28 protein-coding genes are annotated in these 15,494 nt (G+C 55.4%); all 28 read left to right on the top strand.

Going from position 1 to position 15,494, the window contains the following annotated elements:
• Window positions 1-31 precede the first annotated feature (31 nt).
• The 28 genes from tuf (at window position 32) to rplQ (ending at window position 15,436) form a co-directional block, all read left to right on the top strand.
• Window positions 32-1,222 (top strand): elongation factor Tu, encoded by a 1,191-nt coding sequence (gene tuf, locus KP699_RS07595; protein WP_215762152.1) that lies wholly within the window; start codon window positions 32-34, stop codon window positions 1,220-1,222.
• Between the two features lie 104 nt (window positions 1,223-1,326).
• Complete coding sequence (gene rpsJ / locus KP699_RS07590; RefSeq protein WP_007282720.1) at window positions 1,327-1,635, top strand: 30S ribosomal protein S10; 309 nt, start codon at window positions 1,327-1,329, stop codon at window positions 1,633-1,635.
• 10 nt (window positions 1,636-1,645) lie between these two features.
• Window positions 1,646-2,329: a 50S ribosomal protein L3 gene (gene rplC / locus KP699_RS07585; RefSeq protein WP_035373726.1), complete on the top strand. Its 684-nt coding sequence runs from the start codon at window positions 1,646-1,648 to the stop codon at window positions 2,327-2,329.
• A gap of 4 nt (window positions 2,330-2,333) precedes the next feature.
• On the top strand, window positions 2,334-2,948 hold the full coding sequence (gene rplD, locus KP699_RS07580; protein ID WP_077930124.1) for a 50S ribosomal protein L4: 615 nt from the start codon (window positions 2,334-2,336) through the stop codon (window positions 2,946-2,948).
• The gene (locus KP699_RS07575) at window positions 2,945-3,280 is read left to right on the top strand and encodes a 50S ribosomal protein L23 (RefSeq protein ID WP_025826444.1); all 336 of its coding nucleotides are present in this window, start codon (window positions 2,945-2,947) and stop codon (window positions 3,278-3,280) included. The genes rplD and KP699_RS07575 overlap by 4 nt, the downstream gene beginning before the upstream one ends.
• Before the next feature lie 16 nt (window positions 3,281-3,296).
• Complete coding sequence (gene rplB, locus KP699_RS07570; RefSeq protein WP_025826446.1) at window positions 3,297-4,127, top strand: 50S ribosomal protein L2; 831 nt, start codon at window positions 3,297-3,299, stop codon at window positions 4,125-4,127.
• 13 nt (window positions 4,128-4,140) lie between these two features.
• Window positions 4,141-4,419, top strand: coding sequence for a 30S ribosomal protein S19 (gene rpsS, locus KP699_RS07565; RefSeq protein ID WP_025826448.1), 279 nt, complete (start codon window positions 4,141-4,143; stop codon window positions 4,417-4,419).
• 1 nt (window position 4,420) lies between these two features.
• Window positions 4,421-4,831 carry a 50S ribosomal protein L22 gene (gene rplV / locus KP699_RS07560; protein ID WP_025826450.1) on the top strand — a complete coding sequence of 137 codons (411 nt, stop codon included), beginning with the start codon at window positions 4,421-4,423 and terminating at the stop codon, window positions 4,829-4,831.
• A gap of 3 nt (window positions 4,832-4,834) precedes the next feature.
• Window positions 4,835-5,512, top strand: a complete 678-nt coding sequence (gene rpsC, locus KP699_RS07555; RefSeq protein WP_035373729.1) for a 30S ribosomal protein S3 — start codon at window positions 4,835-4,837, stop codon at window positions 5,510-5,512.
• An 18-nt stretch (window positions 5,513-5,530) separates the two neighbouring features.
• Complete coding sequence (gene rplP, locus KP699_RS07550; protein WP_025826454.1) at window positions 5,531-5,947, top strand: 50S ribosomal protein L16; 417 nt, start codon at window positions 5,531-5,533, stop codon at window positions 5,945-5,947.
• A gap of 1 nt (window position 5,948) precedes the next feature.
• Window positions 5,949-6,188: a 50S ribosomal protein L29 gene (gene rpmC / locus KP699_RS07545; RefSeq protein WP_077930123.1), complete on the top strand. Its 240-nt coding sequence runs from the start codon at window positions 5,949-5,951 to the stop codon at window positions 6,186-6,188.
• A 13-nt stretch (window positions 6,189-6,201) separates the two neighbouring features.
• Window positions 6,202-6,474, top strand: coding sequence for a 30S ribosomal protein S17 (rpsQ, locus tag KP699_RS07540; protein ID WP_025826456.1), 273 nt, complete (start codon window positions 6,202-6,204; stop codon window positions 6,472-6,474).
• Between the two features lie 18 nt (window positions 6,475-6,492).
• Entirely contained in the window at window positions 6,493-6,861 is a 369-nt protein-coding gene (rplN, locus tag KP699_RS07535) for a 50S ribosomal protein L14 (protein ID WP_006557767.1), read from the top strand.
• Window positions 6,862-7,182 (top strand): 50S ribosomal protein L24, encoded by a 321-nt coding sequence (gene rplX, locus KP699_RS07530; protein ID WP_077930122.1) that lies wholly within the window; start codon window positions 6,862-6,864, stop codon window positions 7,180-7,182.
• Between the two features lie 10 nt (window positions 7,183-7,192).
• Complete coding sequence (gene rplE / locus KP699_RS07525; RefSeq protein ID WP_025826460.1) at window positions 7,193-7,762, top strand: 50S ribosomal protein L5; 570 nt, start codon at window positions 7,193-7,195, stop codon at window positions 7,760-7,762.
• Window positions 7,763-7,845: 83 nt separating this feature from the next.
• On the top strand, window positions 7,846-8,151 hold the full coding sequence (gene rpsN, locus KP699_RS07520) for a 30S ribosomal protein S14 (protein ID WP_025826462.1): 306 nt from the start codon (window positions 7,846-7,848) through the stop codon (window positions 8,149-8,151).
• Window positions 8,152-8,160: 9 nt separating this feature from the next.
• On the top strand, window positions 8,161-8,559 hold the full coding sequence (gene rpsH, locus KP699_RS07515; RefSeq protein ID WP_025826465.1) for a 30S ribosomal protein S8: 399 nt from the start codon (window positions 8,161-8,163) through the stop codon (window positions 8,557-8,559).
• A 10-nt stretch (window positions 8,560-8,569) separates the two neighbouring features.
• A complete protein-coding gene (gene rplF, locus KP699_RS07510) occupies window positions 8,570-9,103 on the top strand; it encodes a 50S ribosomal protein L6 (protein WP_077930121.1) in 534 nt (177 codons plus the stop codon).
• Window positions 9,103-9,465, top strand: coding sequence for a 50S ribosomal protein L18 (gene rplR / locus KP699_RS07505; protein ID WP_077930120.1), 363 nt, complete (start codon window positions 9,103-9,105; stop codon window positions 9,463-9,465). Before rplF ends, rplR begins: the two co-directional genes overlap by 1 nt.
• Before the next feature lie 15 nt (window positions 9,466-9,480).
• Window positions 9,481-10,059 carry a 30S ribosomal protein S5 gene (gene rpsE, locus KP699_RS07500; RefSeq protein WP_215762151.1) on the top strand — a complete coding sequence of 193 codons (579 nt, stop codon included), beginning with the start codon at window positions 9,481-9,483 and terminating at the stop codon, window positions 10,057-10,059.
• On the top strand, window positions 10,052-10,237 hold the full coding sequence (rpmD, locus tag KP699_RS07495) for a 50S ribosomal protein L30 (protein ID WP_025826473.1): 186 nt from the start codon (window positions 10,052-10,054) through the stop codon (window positions 10,235-10,237). Before rpsE ends, rpmD begins: the two co-directional genes overlap by 8 nt.
• Window position 10,238: 1 nt before the next feature.
• The gene (gene rplO, locus KP699_RS07490; RefSeq protein ID WP_025826475.1) at window positions 10,239-10,730 is read left to right on the top strand and encodes a 50S ribosomal protein L15; all 492 of its coding nucleotides are present in this window, start codon (window positions 10,239-10,241) and stop codon (window positions 10,728-10,730) included.
• A 136-nt stretch (window positions 10,731-10,866) separates the two neighbouring features.
• Window positions 10,867-12,225 (top strand): preprotein translocase subunit SecY, encoded by a 1,359-nt coding sequence (gene secY, locus KP699_RS07485; RefSeq protein ID WP_025826477.1) that lies wholly within the window; start codon window positions 10,867-10,869, stop codon window positions 12,223-12,225.
• Entirely contained in the window at window positions 12,222-12,866 is a 645-nt protein-coding gene (locus KP699_RS07480; RefSeq protein ID WP_215762150.1) for an adenylate kinase, read from the top strand. Before secY ends, KP699_RS07480 begins: the two co-directional genes overlap by 4 nt.
• 143 nt (window positions 12,867-13,009) lie before the next feature.
• Window positions 13,010-13,387 (top strand): 30S ribosomal protein S13, encoded by a 378-nt coding sequence (rpsM, locus tag KP699_RS07475; RefSeq protein WP_025826479.1) that lies wholly within the window; start codon window positions 13,010-13,012, stop codon window positions 13,385-13,387.
• Between the two features lie 67 nt (window positions 13,388-13,454).
• Complete coding sequence (gene rpsK / locus KP699_RS07470) at window positions 13,455-13,847, top strand: 30S ribosomal protein S11 (protein ID WP_006557780.1); 393 nt, start codon at window positions 13,455-13,457, stop codon at window positions 13,845-13,847.
• 113 nt (window positions 13,848-13,960) lie between these two features.
• Window positions 13,961-14,980 carry a DNA-directed RNA polymerase subunit alpha gene (locus tag KP699_RS07465; RefSeq protein ID WP_043552272.1) on the top strand — a complete coding sequence of 340 codons (1,020 nt, stop codon included), beginning with the start codon at window positions 13,961-13,963 and terminating at the stop codon, window positions 14,978-14,980.
• A gap of 30 nt (window positions 14,981-15,010) precedes the next feature.
• The gene (gene rplQ, locus KP699_RS07460) at window positions 15,011-15,436 is read left to right on the top strand and encodes a 50S ribosomal protein L17 (protein WP_025826481.1); all 426 of its coding nucleotides are present in this window, start codon (window positions 15,011-15,013) and stop codon (window positions 15,434-15,436) included.
• Window positions 15,437-15,494: the final 58 nt, after the last annotated feature.

Raw genomic sequence — 15,494 nt, 5'->3', positions numbered from 1 at the left:
CCGATAAATTTTCGGGGTATGGAGTAGAGAAATGGCTAAGGCTAAATTTGAGCGGAATAAACCGCACTGCAACATCGGCACCATCGGCCACGTTGACCATGGTAAAACGTCTCTGACGGCCGCCATCACCAAAACGCTGGCGAAAGCTGGTGGCGCTGAGTTCAAGGCGTATGACCAGATTGACGCTGCTCCTGAAGAGCGCGCTCGTGGCATCACCATCTCCACGGCTCACGTGGAATATGAAACGGCCAACCGTCATTACGCACACGTCGACTGCCCCGGACATGCTGACTACGTGAAGAACATGATCACGGGTGCAGCGCAGATGGACGGCGCTATCCTCGTGGTTTCCGCAGCTGATGGCCCGATGCCGCAGACCCGTGAGCACATCCTGCTTGCTCGTCAGGTCGGTGTGCCGGCTCTGGTTGTCTTCCTGAACAAAGTTGATCAGGTTGATGATCCGGAACTGCTTGAGCTGGTTGAAATGGAAGTTCGTGAACTTCTGTCTTCCTACCAGTTCCCGGGCGACGAAATCCCCATCATCAAGGGTTCTGCTCTGGTTACTCTGGAAGATGGTGATCCGGAAATCGGCGAAAACCGCGTTCGTGACCTGATGGATGCAGTTGACTCCTACATCCCGCAGCCGGAACGTCCGGTTGACCGTCCGTTCCTGATGCCGATCGAAGACGTGTTCTCCATCTCCGGTCGTGGCACCGTGGTGACGGGCCGTGTCGAACGTGGTGTTGTGAACGTGGGTGACGAAGTTGAAATCGTCGGCCTGAAGGACACCATTAAGACGACCGTTACGGGCGTTGAAATGTTCCGTAAGCTGCTTGATCGCGGTGAAGCTGGTGACAACATCGGTGCGCTGGTGCGTGGCACGAAGCGTGAAGACGTGGAGCGTGGCCAGGTTCTGGCTAAGCCGGGTTCCATCACCCCGCACAAGAAGTTTAAAGCTGAAGCATACATCCTGACGAAGGATGAAGGTGGCCGTCACACGCCGTTCTTCACCAACTATCGTCCGCAGTTCTATTTCCGCACGACCGACGTCACTGGCGTTGTTCACCTGCCGGAAGGCACGGAAATGATCATGCCGGGCGATAACTGCGCCATGGATGTTGAGCTGATCGCTCCGATCGCCATGGATGAAGGCCTGCGCTTCGCTATTCGTGAAGGTGGCCGCACCGTTGGTGCCGGCGTGGTTGCTTCTATCACCGACTAATCGGTTAGAAGCCTAGGACTGGATGGCCCCGGCCGAGTCTTCGGTCGGGGTCTTACTTGGCGGCCGGGTTACCCCGGACCAGTAAAGTGTTGGACTAAGAAACAATGGACAACCAGAACATCCGCATTCGCCTGAAGGCGTACGATCATCGTGTTCTCGATAACAGCACGAAAGAGATCGTCAATACGGCGAAGCGTACGGGTGCGCGGGTTCGGGGTCCTATCCCGCTGCCGACGCATATCGAGCGGTTTACAGTGAACCGTTCTCCCCACGTGGATAAGAAAAGTCGCGAGCAGTTCGAAATTCGGACTCATCGCCGCCTGCTCGACATTGTCGAGCCGACTCCGCAGACCGTGGACGCTCTCATGAAACTCGACCTCGCCGCTGGCGTGGATGTCGAGATCAAACTTTAAGGTCCAGACGATGCGCACCGGATTGATCGCAAAAAAGTTGGGTATGTCCCGACTGTTCAAGGAAGATGGCACACATGTGCCCGTTACCGTCCTGCATGTGGATTCCGTGCAGGTGGTGGACGTCCGTACTCAGGAGCGGGATGGCTATACGGCCCTTCAGCTTGGTATGGGCAAAGCCAAGGTAAAAAATGTCTCTAAACCTAACCGTGGCCATTTTGCCCGCACGCAGGTTGAGCCGAAGAAGAAGCTGGTTGAATTCCGTGTAGCTGATGATGCTACGCTGGATATCGGCGCTTCTCTTTCCGCAGCTCACTTTGTTGTGGGGCAGAAAGTCGACGTGACGGGTACCAGCAAGGGTAAAGGGTTCGCAGGCGCCATGAAGCGCTGGAACTTTGCCGGTCTGGAAGCCTCCCACGGCGTGTCCATCTCTCACCGTTCACATGGTTCTACCGGTAACCGTCAGGATCCGGGCAAGACCTTCAAGAACAAGAAGATGGCCGGTCACCTTGGCGATGAGCGTATTACCACGCTGAATCTTGAAATTGCTGCGATCGATCCGGAAAAGAACCTGATCATGATCCGTGGTTCCGTTCCCGGAGCTAAAAACGGTGTCGTTCTGGTCCGTGATGCAATTAAAAAAGCCCGCCATGTCGATGCGCCGTATCCGGCCGCTCTCGTGACGGCGGAGGGCTGAGGTCATGGAAATCGAAATCAAAACGCTTGATAACGGCACCGCAGGTTCTGCAACGCTTCCCGAAGCGCTGTTTGCTGTCGCGCCGCGCAATGACATCATGGCGCGCGTTGTTCACTGGCAGCTGGCCAAGCGCCGCGCTGGTACGCACAAGGTCAAAGGCATGGGCGAAGTGTCCGGCACGACCAAGAAGCCGTACCGCCAGAAAGGCACAGGTAGCGCCCGTCAGGGTTCTCTTCGTGCACCGCAGTATCGTACCGGTGGCGCAGTCCATGGTCCGGTTGTGCGTGACCACGGATATGACCTTCCCAAGAAGGTTCGCCGTCTGGGTCTGATCTCTGCGCTGTCCCAGAAAGCAAAAGAAGGCAAGCTGGTTGTCCTTCAGTCTGCTTCTGGTGTGGCCCGCACGAGCGAACTGGCTGCAAAGCTGAAAACGCTCGGCTGGAAATCTGCCCTGATTGTTGATGCCTCTGTTGACGAAGGCTTTCTGCGCGCTGCAAGCAACCTGCCGCGCATTGATATCCTGCCGACAATTGGCGCCAATGTTTATGACATTCTTAATCACGAGGTCCTGGCGATTACGCAGGCTGGCCTCGAGGGTCTGAAGGAGCGCCTGGCATGACGAACATTCTTGCTCTGCGCAAGAAAGCCGAGCGTCTTTCCCGGGAAGCGATGTACGACATTGTTCGTTCTCCGCTGATCACCGAGAAAGCAACCGCGCTTTCAGAGAAGAATCAGGTTGTTTTCAAGGTTGCGATTTCTGCAACCAAGCCTGAAATCAAAGTGGCTGTGGAAACACTGTTCGGCGTCAAGGTTGTTGGCGTTAACACGCTTGTCCAGAAGGGCAAGACCAAGCGCTTCAAGGGGCGTCTGGGGCAGCGTTCTGATATCAAGAAGGCGTTCGTCCAGCTTGCGGAAGGTCAGTCCATTGACCTTACCGCTAAACTGGCGTGACGTGGGGTAGGAACAAATGGCACTGAAGCACTTTAATCCCGTCACGCCGAGCCTTCGTGGTACGGTTCTGATTGATCGTTCCGACCTCTGGAAGGGCAAGCCGGTCAAGCAGCTGACGGAAGGTAAAAACAAGACGGGCGGTCGTAACAACAACGGTCGCACAACGTCTCGTTTCCGTGGCGGCGGGCACAAGCAGTCTTACCGTTATGTCGACTTCAAACGTCGCAAATTTGACGTGCTGGGCACGGTTGAGCGTCTGGAATATGACCCCAACCGTACCGCCTTCATTGCGCTGGTGAAGTACGAAGATGGTGAGCTGGCTTACATCCTGGCTCCGCAGCGTCTGAAAGTGGGTGACAATGTCATCGCTGGCGCTCGCGTTGACATCAAGCCGGGTAACGCCATGCCGCTGGCAGCGATTCCGGTTGGTACGATCGTGCATAACATCGAACTGAAGCAGGGTGCCGGTGGCAAGCTGGCCCGCTCTGCCGGGACGTATGCGCAGCTGGTCGGTAAAGATGCCGGCTATGCGCAGATCAAGCTGCAGTCTGGTGAACTGCGTGTTGTGCGTGGTGAATGCATGGCAACGGTTGGGGCTGTCTCCAACCCGGACAACATGAACCAGCACATTGGTAAGGCTGGCCGTGCGCGCTGGCTGGGTCGTCGCCCGCATAACCGCGGCGTTGTGATGAACCCGGTCGACCATCCGCATGGTGGTGGTGAAGGCCGCACCTCTGGTGGCCGTCATCCGGTTACGCCGTGGGGCAAGCCGACCAAAGGTTACAAAACTCGGGTCAACAAGCGTACGGACAGTCTGATTATCCGTCGTCGGAAGACCGGCAAGTAAGGGGCAATAGAAGATGGCACGTTCCGTCTGGAAAGGCCCGTTCGTCGACGGGTATCTGCTGAGCAAAGCTGAAACGTCCCGCGCGTCGGGTCGTAACGAAGTGATCAAAATCTGGTCACGTCGTTCTACGATCCTTCCGCAGTTCGTTGGTCTGACGTTCGGTGTTTATAATGGTCAGAAGTTCCTGCCTGTGCAGGTGACGGAGAATATGGTCGGACACAAGTTCGGTGAATTTTCTCCCACCCGTACGTTCCACGGGCATGGGGCCGATAAGAAGTCGAAGCGGGGCTAAGATGAGCAAGCCGAAGCATCCGCGCACGCTCGCGGAAACAGAAGCGCAGGCGATCACGCGCAACATCCGGGTTAGTCCCCGCAAGTTGAACCTTGTTGCCGGTCTGATCCGCAACAAGCCCGCGTCTCAGGCTGTTGCAACCCTGACGTTCTCCAAGCGTCGCATTGCCCAGGAAGTCAAAAAGACTCTGGAAAGCGCGATTGCAAATGCTGAGAACAATCACCAGCTGGACGTTGACCAGCTGGTTGTGAAGACGGCTGAAGTCGGGAAGTCCATTGTCATGCGTCGCTTCCATGCGCGTGGCCGTGGTCGTTCCGCCCGTGTGGAAAAATTCTTCAGCCATCTGAAGATTGTTGTTGCAGAACGGGCTCCGCAGCCCGAAGCAGCTTCTCCTGAGCAGAAGGCAGCCTGACGTATGGGACATAAAGTCAATCCAATCGGGCTGCGGCTCGGAATCAATCGCACCTGGGATAGCCGTTGGTACGCTGACTCCGACTATTCTCGTCTGCTGCACGCTGACCTGAAGCTGCGCGCTTTCCTGCGTCGTAAGCTGTCTGGTGCTGGTGTGTCCCGCGTTGTGATCGAACGTCCGGCCAAAAAGCCGCGCGTTACGATTTATGCAGCACGTCCGGGCGTTGTGATCGGTAAAAAAGGTCAGGACATTGACGCTCTGCGTAAAGAGCTGACCAAAATGGCCGGTACGGAAGTGGCTCTTAATATTGTTGAGATCCGCAAGCCGGAAATCGACGCCACGCTGGTTGCTGACAACATTGCGCAGCAGCTCGAACGCCGTGTGGCCTTCCGTCGCGCCATGAAGCGCGCCGTGCAGTCCGCTATGCGTCTTGGCGCACAGGGTATCCGGATCAACTGCTCCGGCCGTCTTGGCGGTGCAGAAATCGCCCGTATCGAATGGTATCGTGAAGGACGTGTGCCCCTGCATACGCTCCGTGCAGATATCGATTACGGGACGGCGACTGCACAGACCACGTATGGTGCTTGCGGTGTGAAGGTGTGGATCTTCAAAGGTGAGATCCTGGCCCATGACCCACTGGCTCAGGACCGCCGGGCGGCCGAGCAGGCCCCTCAGCGCTGAGGCGAAGGATAGAAGACAATGCTCTCTCCGAAGCGAACTAAATTCCGTAAGGCTCACAAAGGTCGTATTCACGGCCTGGCCAAAAGCGGCACGACGCTCAACTTCGGTACGTTTGGTCTGAAGGCTCTTCAGCCCGAACGTATCACCGCACGGCAGATTGAAGCCTCTCGTCGGGCTATCACCAGAGCGATGAAACGTGCAGGTCGCGTGTGGATTCGTATTTTTCCTGACCTTCCGGTCTCGACAAAGCCTGCAGAAGTGCGTATGGGCTCGGGCAAGGGATCTCCCGAATACTGGGTGGCCCGTGTGAAACCCGGTCGCATTTTGTTTGAAATCGAAGGCGTGCCGCCCGAGATCGCGCGTGAAGCGCTGGCTCTCGGCGCAGCAAAGCTGCCGATCAAGACAAAATTTGTGACCCGAATTGGAGATGCGTAAGATGGCGAAGGCAACAAAGCCCGCTGACCTGCGTGCCAAAACGGCCGACGAACTGAACGCACTTCTGCTTGAGCTGAAGCGTGAGCAGCTCAATCTCCGGTTCCAGCAGGCAACCGGGCAGAACGAGGGCCAGAGCCGCATTCGTGTGGTCCGTCGTGAAATTGCGCGCATCAAGACGATTGATGCGCAGAATACAAAGAAGACTGCGGCGGGTGCTAAAACATCTGCCGCCATTTCCTGAAGGGAGTTGGACGATGCCAAGGCGCGTCCTTACCGGGCGTGTGACCAGCGACAAAATGGACAAGACCGTTACGGTTCTTGTCGATCGTCGCGTCATGCACCCGCTGTATAAGAAGTTCATTCGTCGCTCTAAAAAATATGCGGCGCATGATGAAGAGAATGTCTGCAAAGTGGGCGATAGCGTGCGCATCATTGAATGCACGCCGATTTCCAAGCGCAAGACGTGGGCCGTGGTGGCGCGCAATGGTGAGGTCGTTGATGCGTCCTCCGCTGGCGTGTCAGCGTAAGGTAAGGATATCTAGTTCATGATCCATCCCGAGACCAACCTCGACGTGGCCGACAATTCTGGTGCGCGTCAGGTGCAGTGCATCAAGGTACTGGGCGGCTCCAAGCGGAAGTCCGCCTCGGTCGGCGACGTGATCGTCGTGTCTGTCAAGGAAGCCATCCCCCGTGGGAAGGTGAAAAAAGGCGACGTGCACCAAGCTGTTATCGTGCGTACCTCTTATCCGGTTCGCCGCCCCGACGGGAGCGCGATCCGTTTTGATAAGAACGCTGCTGTTTTGATCAACAAGCAGCAGGAGCCGATCGGCACCCGTATCTTCGGTCCGGTTGTTCGTGAACTGCGTGCGCGCAAGTTCATGAAAATTATCTCTCTGGCGCCGGAGGTTCTATAAATGGCTGCTCGCATTAAAAAAGGCGATACGGTTGTTGTCATCACGGGTTCCTCCAAAGGAACTCAGGGTGAAGTTCTCTCCGTCCGTCCGGCTGAAAATCGCGCGATTGTTCGTGGTGTAGCGCTTGTTAAGCGTCACCAGAAAGCAACGCGTATGGGTGAAGAAGGCGGCATCATCACGCGTGAAGCCCCGATTCATCTGTCGAATCTGAAACTGGTCGATCCGGCCTCCAAGAAGCCGACCCGCGTTGGGTTCCGTGTTCTGGAAGACGGGCGGAAAGTTCGTGTTGCAAAAGCAACCGGCGAAGTGATTGAAGGCTGAGGGGGCGAGAATGAGTGAGTCTAAGGGCGTTCGTTCCGTTCCTCGTATGCAGGAACGTTATGAAGCTGAACTGCGCGCTAAACTGCGTGAACAGTTTGGTTACAAAAACATCATGCAGGTTCCTCGGCTGGAAAAAATTGTCCTGAACATGGGCGTTGGTGAAGCTGCAGGCGACCAGAAGAAACTGGACGCTGCCGTTGCTGAAATGACGCTTATTGCAGGTCAGAAGCCGGTTAAAACTGTTGCAAAGAAAGCCATCGCGGGCTTCAAAATCCGTGAAGGTCTGCCGATCGGTTGTAAGGTTACGCTGCGCCGTGCGCAGATGTATGAATTCCTTGATCGTCTGGTCACGATCGCAATGCCCCGCATTCGCGATTTCCGTGGTCTGCCGGCTAACAAGGGGTTCGACGGACGTGGTAACTTCGCTCTTGGTCTGAAAGAACAGATCGTTTTCCCTGAAATCGACTACGATAAAGTAGACGAAGTTCGCGGGATGGACGTGGTGTTTGTGACGAGCGCAAAGACGGATGCTGAAGCTAAGGCGCTTCTTAAAGCGTTCGATCTCCCCTTTGCTGCCTGAGTGAAATAGGTTACCTGTCACCAGGTGTTGTTGTCTTGGAAAACCATCGAAGGTTTTCGAAGGGTTCCGGAGGATAAAATTATATGGCTAAGACTTCTGCCATCACGCGTAATGCCAAGCGGACACGCATGGCTGCGCGCGACAAGGAAAAGCGTGCGGCGCTGAAGAACATTGTGATGGACCGCTCGCTTCCTGTAGAAGATCGGTTTGATGCGTCTTTAAAGCTGGCTGAACTGCCGCGGAATGGTTCACGCGTACGTGTCCGTCTCCGTTGCAAACTTACGGGACGCTCTCGCGGTAACTACCGCAAGTTTGAGCTGTGCCGTATTGCACTGCGTGATCTGGCTTCAAACGGGCAGATCCCGGGCCTGGTCAAAGCTAGCTGGTAAGGGCGCACAATGTCACTTTCTGATCCGCTGGGTGATATGCTCACCCGTATTCGTAACGCGCAGCGTGCACGCCATGTGTCCTGCGTGTCGCCGGCTTCCAAGCTGCGTTCGAATGTTCTTGATGCCCTGCAGCGTGAAGGCTACATCCGTGGCTACTCACACGAAGAAATTCGCAAAGGCATCACTCAGCTCCATATCGAGCTGAAATATTCCGAAGGCGAGCCGGTTATTAAGGAAATTCACCGCGTGTCCCGTCCGGGCCGCCGTGTGTATTCCAAAATTAAAGAGTTGCCGCGGGTGCGTGCTGGTCTCGGGGTTTCGATCCTGTCCACACCGCGTGGTGTTCTGTCTGATGTCGAGGCTCGCGCTGCCAATGTTGGCGGTGAAGTCCTCTGTCGCGTGTTCTGAGGAGGGATACATGTCACGTGTAGGCAAATATCCCGTTGATGTTCCCGCAGGGGTGACTGTCTCGATTGCAGACGGTGTTTTCAAGGCGAAGGGAAAGCTGGGCGAACTCGCTCTGCCGCTTTCCTCTCACATTGAAGCGGAAATTTCAGACGGGAAAGTCGCGGTGCGTCCGGTTGGGACTGCAGCGCAGGCTCGTATGATGTGGGGCACAACCCGCGCTCTGATTGCAACGGCGATCAAAGGTGTTTCTGAAGGGTTCTCAAAGGCTCTTGAGATCAACGGCACCGGTTATCGTGCTGCTGTGCAGGGTTCTAATCTTGTGATGAACCTGGGCTATTCTCACGACGTGGTTTATCCGATCCCGCAGGGTATCAAGATCTCCACGCCGCGTCCGACAGCTATCCTTGTCGAAGGTATCGACAAGCAGCGCGTTGGGCAGGTTGCTCTTGATATTCGCAATTTTCGTAAGCCTGAGCCCTATAAAGGCAAGGGTGTGCGTTATGAGACGGAAACCATTCGTCGCAAGGAAGGCAAGAAGAAATAATGAGCACTCAGCAGGAACTGCGGAACCGTCGGCGTGCTCGCCTGCGTTTTCAGCTCCGTCGCAAGGCTGGTGGTCGTCCGCGTCTGTCGGTCTTCCGGTCTGGCAAGAACATCTATGCGCAGGTCATTGATGACGTGCGCGGATGCACCCTTGCTGCCGCTTCCAGCCTGGATAAAGAACTGCGCTCGTCTCTGAAGACCGGTGCCAACAAGGACAGCGCTGGCGCTGTTGGTAAACTTGTTGCGCAGCGTGCTGTGGCTGCCGGCGTCTCCCAGGTTGTTTTCGACAGGGGGTCGTATCTTTATCATGGGCGCGTGAAAGCCCTGGCGGAGGCTGCCCGCGAGGGCGGTCTCTCCTTCTGAGGAAAGGATCACGTAATGGCTCGTGAACCAAGAGAAGGCGGTCGAGGCGGCCGTGATCGCGAACGCGAAGGCGATGAACTGGTTGATAAACTGGTCACCATCAATCGCGTTGCTAAGGTTGTTAAGGGTGGTCGGCGCTTTGCCTTCGCTGCTCTGGTTGTCGTTGGTGACCAGAAAGGCCGCGTTGGGTATGGTGCTGGTAAAGCCCGTGAAGTGCCGGAAGCTATCCGTAAGGCGACGGAACGTGCCAAGCGTGGCATGATCCGCGTGCCGATGAAGGAAGGCCGCACGCTGCATCACGATGTGACTGGTCACTTCGGTGCTGGTAAGGTTGTTCTGCGCTCTGCTGAAGCAGGGACGGGGATCATTGCCGGCGGCCCGATGCGCGCTGTTTTTGAAAGCCTGGGCATCAATGACGTGGTTGCCAAGTCCCTCGGGACGCGTAACCCGCACAACATGGTGAAAGCGACGTTTGCGGCGCTTGAGCGTTGTGCAAGCCCTCGTTCTGTTGCAAACCGTCGCGGTAAGAAGGTTGCTGAAATCTTCGGTAAGCGCGATCAGGCTGCTTCAGGTGTGGAGGCTGCAGATGTCTGAAGCTAAGACCTTCAAAGTCATTCAGATTGCGTCCGGTAACGGCCGCAAGCCTGGCCAGAAAGAGACCCTTGTGGGTCTCGGTCTGAACAAGATCGGGCGTGAGCGGGTGTTGGAAGATACCCCTTCAACCCGTGGTATGGTCCGTAAGGTGGCCCACCTCGTGAAGGTGGAGGATTGATATGAATCTGAACGAACTGCGTGATAACGAAGGCTCTCGTTATCGCAAAAAGCGTCTCGGTCGTGGTATCGGTTCTGGTAAAGGCAAGACCTCCGGTAAAGGTGTGAAGGGGCAGAAAGCACGTGAAGGCGTGTCCCTGAACGGCTTTGAAGGTGGTCAGCTGCCGATTTATCGTCGTCTGCCGAAGCGTGGCTTCAAAAACATCTTCCGTAAGGCTTATGCTCCGGTTAACCTCGGTGCGATTGAAAAAGCCTTCGCTGATGGCAAGCTTGAAGCTGGCACGACAGTGACGGAAGAAACGCTGAAAACTGCTGGTCTGGTCGGCACGGGCAAATATGCTGGTGTGCGTATTCTGGCAGAAGGCGAACTGACCCGCGCTGTCACGTTCGAAGTGTCTGGTGCTTCTGCTTCTGCAGTTGCAGCTATTGAGAAAGCTGGCGGGTCCATCAAGGTCCTGGTGGCTCCTAAGGCTGCTGAAGCCAGCGCATCCTGATGTTTTGGTCAGAAGGGCAGTCCTGTACTGTTCTTCTGGCTGATACTTCTCCAGATGTGGTCTGGGTTAACTCTTAGACTATCATGACAGCGTCCCGCGTTATGTGGTGGCGCTGTTTGTGTGAAAGGACGGATGCATGGCTTCCGCGGCCGAACAGTTGGCTGCCAACTTCAATGTGGGCTCCTTTGCCAAGGCAACCGAACTCAAAAAGCGGATTTGGTTCACGCTTGGTGCGCTGATTATTTACCGTCTTGGCACATACATTCCGGTTCCGGGTGTGGATGCGACGGTGATGGGGCAGCTTCTGGCTCAGCATCAGGGTGGCATTCTGGGCATGTTCAACATGTTCACCGGTGGTGCGCTTGGGCGTATGACCGTTTTTGCCCTCAATATCATGCCTTACATTTCTGCCTCGATTATCGTGCAGTTGATGTCCACGGCAGTTCCTTCTTTGGAAGCCTTGAAAAAAGAAGGTGAGCAGGGGCGGAAAAAGCTCAATCAGTACACACGCTATTTGACTGTGTTTATTGCGTTATTTCAGGCTTACGGCATTGCAGTCGGGCTTGAGAGTATGCATAGCGCAGCTGGATCCGCTGTTGTGAACCCTGGCGTGTTCTTTCTGGTTTCCTGCGTGATCACCCTTGTGGGTGGCACCATGTTCCTGATGTGGCTGGGTGAGCAGATTACGTCCCGAGGTGTCGGGAACGGGATCTCCCTCATTATCTTTGCCGGTATTGTGGCCAACCTGCCGCATGCCATGGCAAGTCTGTTCCAGCTCGGATACACGGGCGCGCTTTCGCCTTTCTTCGTGCTGGTCTTTCTTGTTCTGGCTGCGGTGACCATTACGTTCATCGTGTTTATGGAGCAGGCACAACGGCGTGTTGTGATCCAGTATCCCAAGCGACAGATGGGACAGAGGATGTTTGGGGGGGATACCACCCACATGCCTCTCAAAGTGAATACAGCGGGCGTCATTCCGCCGATTTTTGCTTCGTCTGTGCTTCTGATTCCGGTCACCATCTCCGGCTTCATGAACGGTAAGTCTATGCCGGGCTGGTTGTCGTTTCTGGGTGAAGAGCTGGGGCAGGGGCAGCCGCTCTATATGCTGTTCTACGCCGCCATGATCGTGTTCTTCTCGTATTTTTATGCGGCAGTCACGTTTAACCCGGCGGAAACTGCGGATAACCTGCGTAAGCAGGGGGGCTTTATTCCGGGTATTCGCCCCGGTGCGGCCACGGCAACCTACTTCGATAAAATTCTCACGCGCCTGACGACGATTGGCGCTGCCTATATGGTTCTTGTGTGTCTGTTACCGCAGATTCTGATCAGCCGTTACAACGTGCCTTTCTATTTTGGCGGCACAAGTCTGATCATTATCGTGTCGGTCACTATTGATACCGTGACGCAGGTGCAGTCGCATCTTGTTGCGCATCAGTATCAGGGGCTTATGCGGCGGTCTCGTGGTGGCAAGAAGCAGAGGGTTATCAGACGATGAACGTGATTTTTCTGGGGCCTCCCGGTGCCGGGAAGGGAACGCAGTCCAAGCGGCTGGAAGAGCAGTACGGTCTGGTGCAGATTTCTACCGGTGACATGCTGCGTGCCGAGGTTGCGCGTGGGTCTGACATTGGTAAGCAGGCAAAATCTCTAATGGATGCCGGGAAACTGGTGCCTGATGAGTTGATTATCGCCATGCTGCATTCCCGCATCGGGCAGCCTGACTGTGCAAAGGGATTCATCCTGGATGGATTCCCGCGCACTCTTGGGCAGGCAGATGCGCTGGATAAGATGCTTTCTGCCGAAAATAAAAAAATAGATGTGGTTCTGTTTCTGGATGTTGATGAAGACATTCTGGCAGACCGAATCTCCGGACGCTTTACGTGCAGCAAGTGTGGCTCGACGTATAACGAAGTCTCCAAGCCTCCTAAAAAGGAAGGTGAGTGTGATGTATGCGGAAGCCATGAATTCAAGCGGCGGGCGGATGACAAGCGCGAAACGGTTGTTGAGCGCCTGAAGGAATACCGGAATCTGACGGCTCCGATTCTTCCTTTTTATGAAAAAACCGGACGGCTTTATAAAATTAATGGAATGCTTCCGACCGCTCAGGTCACGGCAGACATTGAAGCTGTCATGGCGTGAAAGTGACAGCTCACGAAAAAGTGATCTGTTTTCGTTGACTTGTGCGGGTGGCCGGTATATTTCGCGGCCACTGATTGAAATCATGCATCCATGTGATGCCAGTAGCGTTCGACCAGCGAGTTGAACCGACAGGAGTGTAAAGCGTGGCACGTATTGCCGGCGTGAATGTCCCGACCAACAAACGGGTTGTTATCGGGCTTCAGTATATTTACGGAATTGGCGCAACCAAGGCAGCTCAGATCTGCGAGAAGGTTGGCATTGCCGATGCAAAGCGCGTGAACGAGCTGAGCGATGATGAAATCGCAAAGCTGCGTGAAGTGATCGACACCGACTATCGCGTTGAAGGTGACCTGCGTCGTGAAGTCGCAATGAACATCAAGCGTCTGATGGATCTGGGCTGCTACCGCGGTCTCCGTCACCGTCGCGGCCTGCCGGTGCATGGTCAGAGAACCCACACCAACGCCCGTACACGTAAGGGTAAGGCTGTGGCGATCGCTGGTAAGAAGAAAGCCACGCGTTAATCTGATTTGTTGAGGATTTCCGGACGGCTTTTGCGGGCTTCTGGGCAGGGACTGAGGTAGAAAAACAATGGCGAAAGCCGCTACACCGCGTATTCGTAAAAAAGAGCGCAAGAACATTATTTCTGGCGTGGCACATGTTCTGTCCACGTTTAACAACACCATGATCACCATCTCTGATGCACAGGGGAATGCAATTTCCTGGTCTTCAGCCGGTGCTCAGGGCTTCAAAGGCTCCCGTAAGTCTACGCCGTATGCGGCGCAGGTTGCTGCTGAAGACGCAGGCCGCAAGGCCCGTGAACACGGCATGGAAACGCTGGAAATCGAAGTGTCTGGCCCCGGGTCAGGGCGTGAAAGCGCTCTGCGCGCTCTGCAGGCTGTCGGTTTTTCCATTACCTCTATCCGTGACATGACGCCGGTACCGCACAACGGTTGCCGCCCGCGCAAGCGTCGTCGCGTCTAAGCATTAAGGTTGTGCGGCTACCTGAGTGTAGCCGCCATCTTTTCGCTGTTCTGTTAATTTTCTGAGAAATCGCTGCGATCTGCAGTGTTTTTTCATATTGAAAGGCCGGTACCTTGGTCCTTCAGAAAAACTGGCAATCTCTGATCAAGCCCGAAAAGCTTGAAGTCGAATCCGGCGTGGAACCGACACGTATTGCGACAGTTGTGGCAGAACCGCTGGAACGCGGTTTTGGTATGACACTGGGCAACGCCCTGCGTCGTGTGCTGTTGTCTTCCCTGCAGGGGGCTGCGGTTACAGCCGTGCAGATTGACGGCGTCCTGCACGAGTTCTCTTCTGTTGCGGGTGTGCGCGAAGATGTGACGGACATTGTCCTGAACATCAAACAGCTTGCACTGCGTATGCACGGAGAAGGCCCGAAGCGCATGGTGCTGACGGCGACAGGCCCCGGTGAAGTGCGTGCCGGCCAGATCCAGACCGGGCATGACATTGAAGTCATGAACCCTGATCTGGTTCTGTGCACACTGGATGACGGTGTGAAGCTGGGCATGGAATTTGTGGTGAACATGGGCAAGGGTTATGTCCCCGCTGCTGCAAACCGTCCGGAAGATGCGCCGATCGGTCTTATCCCGATTGATGCCATCTATTCTCCGGTCAAGCGCGTGTCTTACAAAGTTGAGCCGACCCGTGTTGGTCAGGTAACAGACTTTGATAAGCTGCTGCTGACGGTGGAAACTAACGGCGCCATCACGCCGGAAGATGCAGTTGCTCTTGCAGCCCGAATCCTTCAGGATCAGCTGCAACTGTTCATCAACTTTGATGAGCCGCGTCCGGTTCAGGCTGAAGAGCCGCAGGATGACCTGCCCTTCAACCGTAACCTGCTGCGTAAGGTTGATGAGCTTGAGCTGTCTGTTCGTAGCGCTAACTGCCTGAAGAACGACAACATCATCTATATCGGGGACCTGGTCCAGAAGAGCGAGCAGGAAATGCTGCGCACTCCGAACTTTGGGCGTAAGTCTCTGAACGAGATCAAGGAAGTCCTGACCTCCATGGGGCTTTCTCTGGGTATGAATGTGCCGGCCTGGCCGCCGGAAAATATTGAAGATCTGGCAAAGCGGCTTGATGAGCCGTTCTAAGTCCACATCTTATTGACTAGGAACTGAACTATGCGTCACCGGATGGCCGGCAGAAAGCTCGGCGTAACCTCTTCTCACCGCGCGGCAATGTTTCGCAACATGGCCGTTGCTCTCATTAAACACGAGCAGATCACGACCACTCTGCCCAAGGCGAAGGAACTGCGTCCCGTCGTCGAAAAGCTGATCACGCTGGGCAAACGTGGTGATCTGCACGCTCGTCGTCAGGCTTATGCCATGCTGCGTGACGAAGTGATCGTGAAGAAACTGTTCTCCGCGATTGCAGAACGTTACAAGGGCCGCACCGGTGGGTATTCCCGCGTGATGCGTGCTGGCGTCCGCTATGGTGACGCAGCTGATATGGCTGTGATCGAACTGATCGACCGCGATATCAGTGCAAAGGGCCAGGATAGCGGCCCCCGTCCCGAAGTGACGGAAGAGCACGATCTGGCAGCCTGAGGCTTCCAGAGTCTGATCAGGGAGGCCAGCGTCTTCATGCTGGCCTCATCTGCCTTTC

This window comes from Acetobacter sp. P1H12_c (assembly GCF_018811975.1).
Lineage (GTDB): Bacteria > Pseudomonadota > Alphaproteobacteria > Acetobacterales > Acetobacteraceae > Acetobacter > Acetobacter persici.
This window is presented reverse-complemented; position numbering and strand designations above follow the sequence as displayed.

Coding starts and splice junctions, on each gene's coding strand:
- tuf (WP_215762152.1), top strand. CDS start 32: ATGGCTAAGGCTAAATTTGAGCGGAATAAACCGCACTGCAACATCGGC.
- rpsJ (WP_007282720.1), top strand. CDS start 1,327: ATGGACAACCAGAACATCCGCATTCGCCTGAAGGCGTACGATCATCGT.
- rplC (WP_035373726.1), top strand. CDS start 1,646: ATGCGCACCGGATTGATCGCAAAAAAGTTGGGTATGTCCCGACTGTTC.
- rplD (WP_077930124.1), top strand. CDS start 2,334: ATGGAAATCGAAATCAAAACGCTTGATAACGGCACCGCAGGTTCTGCA.
- KP699_RS07575 (WP_025826444.1), top strand. CDS start 2,945: ATGACGAACATTCTTGCTCTGCGCAAGAAAGCCGAGCGTCTTTCCCGG.
- rplB (WP_025826446.1), top strand. CDS start 3,297: ATGGCACTGAAGCACTTTAATCCCGTCACGCCGAGCCTTCGTGGTACG.
- rpsS (WP_025826448.1), top strand. CDS start 4,141: ATGGCACGTTCCGTCTGGAAAGGCCCGTTCGTCGACGGGTATCTGCTG.
- rplV (WP_025826450.1), top strand. CDS start 4,421: ATGAGCAAGCCGAAGCATCCGCGCACGCTCGCGGAAACAGAAGCGCAG.
- rpsC (WP_035373729.1), top strand. CDS start 4,835: ATGGGACATAAAGTCAATCCAATCGGGCTGCGGCTCGGAATCAATCGC.
- rplP (WP_025826454.1), top strand. CDS start 5,531: ATGCTCTCTCCGAAGCGAACTAAATTCCGTAAGGCTCACAAAGGTCGT.
- rpmC (WP_077930123.1), top strand. CDS start 5,949: ATGGCGAAGGCAACAAAGCCCGCTGACCTGCGTGCCAAAACGGCCGAC.
- rpsQ (WP_025826456.1), top strand. CDS start 6,202: ATGCCAAGGCGCGTCCTTACCGGGCGTGTGACCAGCGACAAAATGGAC.
- rplN (WP_006557767.1), top strand. CDS start 6,493: ATGATCCATCCCGAGACCAACCTCGACGTGGCCGACAATTCTGGTGCG.
- rplX (WP_077930122.1), top strand. CDS start 6,862: ATGGCTGCTCGCATTAAAAAAGGCGATACGGTTGTTGTCATCACGGGT.
- rplE (WP_025826460.1), top strand. CDS start 7,193: ATGAGTGAGTCTAAGGGCGTTCGTTCCGTTCCTCGTATGCAGGAACGT.
- rpsN (WP_025826462.1), top strand. CDS start 7,846: ATGGCTAAGACTTCTGCCATCACGCGTAATGCCAAGCGGACACGCATG.
- rpsH (WP_025826465.1), top strand. CDS start 8,161: ATGTCACTTTCTGATCCGCTGGGTGATATGCTCACCCGTATTCGTAAC.
- rplF (WP_077930121.1), top strand. CDS start 8,570: ATGTCACGTGTAGGCAAATATCCCGTTGATGTTCCCGCAGGGGTGACT.
- rplR (WP_077930120.1), top strand. CDS start 9,103: ATGAGCACTCAGCAGGAACTGCGGAACCGTCGGCGTGCTCGCCTGCGT.
- rpsE (WP_215762151.1), top strand. CDS start 9,481: ATGGCTCGTGAACCAAGAGAAGGCGGTCGAGGCGGCCGTGATCGCGAA.
- rpmD (WP_025826473.1), top strand. CDS start 10,052: ATGTCTGAAGCTAAGACCTTCAAAGTCATTCAGATTGCGTCCGGTAAC.
- rplO (WP_025826475.1), top strand. CDS start 10,239: ATGAATCTGAACGAACTGCGTGATAACGAAGGCTCTCGTTATCGCAAA.
- secY (WP_025826477.1), top strand. CDS start 10,867: ATGGCTTCCGCGGCCGAACAGTTGGCTGCCAACTTCAATGTGGGCTCC.
- KP699_RS07480 (WP_215762150.1), top strand. CDS start 12,222: ATGAACGTGATTTTTCTGGGGCCTCCCGGTGCCGGGAAGGGAACGCAG.
- rpsK (WP_006557780.1), top strand. CDS start 13,455: ATGGCGAAAGCCGCTACACCGCGTATTCGTAAAAAAGAGCGCAAGAAC.
- rplQ (WP_025826481.1), top strand. CDS start 15,011: ATGCGTCACCGGATGGCCGGCAGAAAGCTCGGCGTAACCTCTTCTCAC.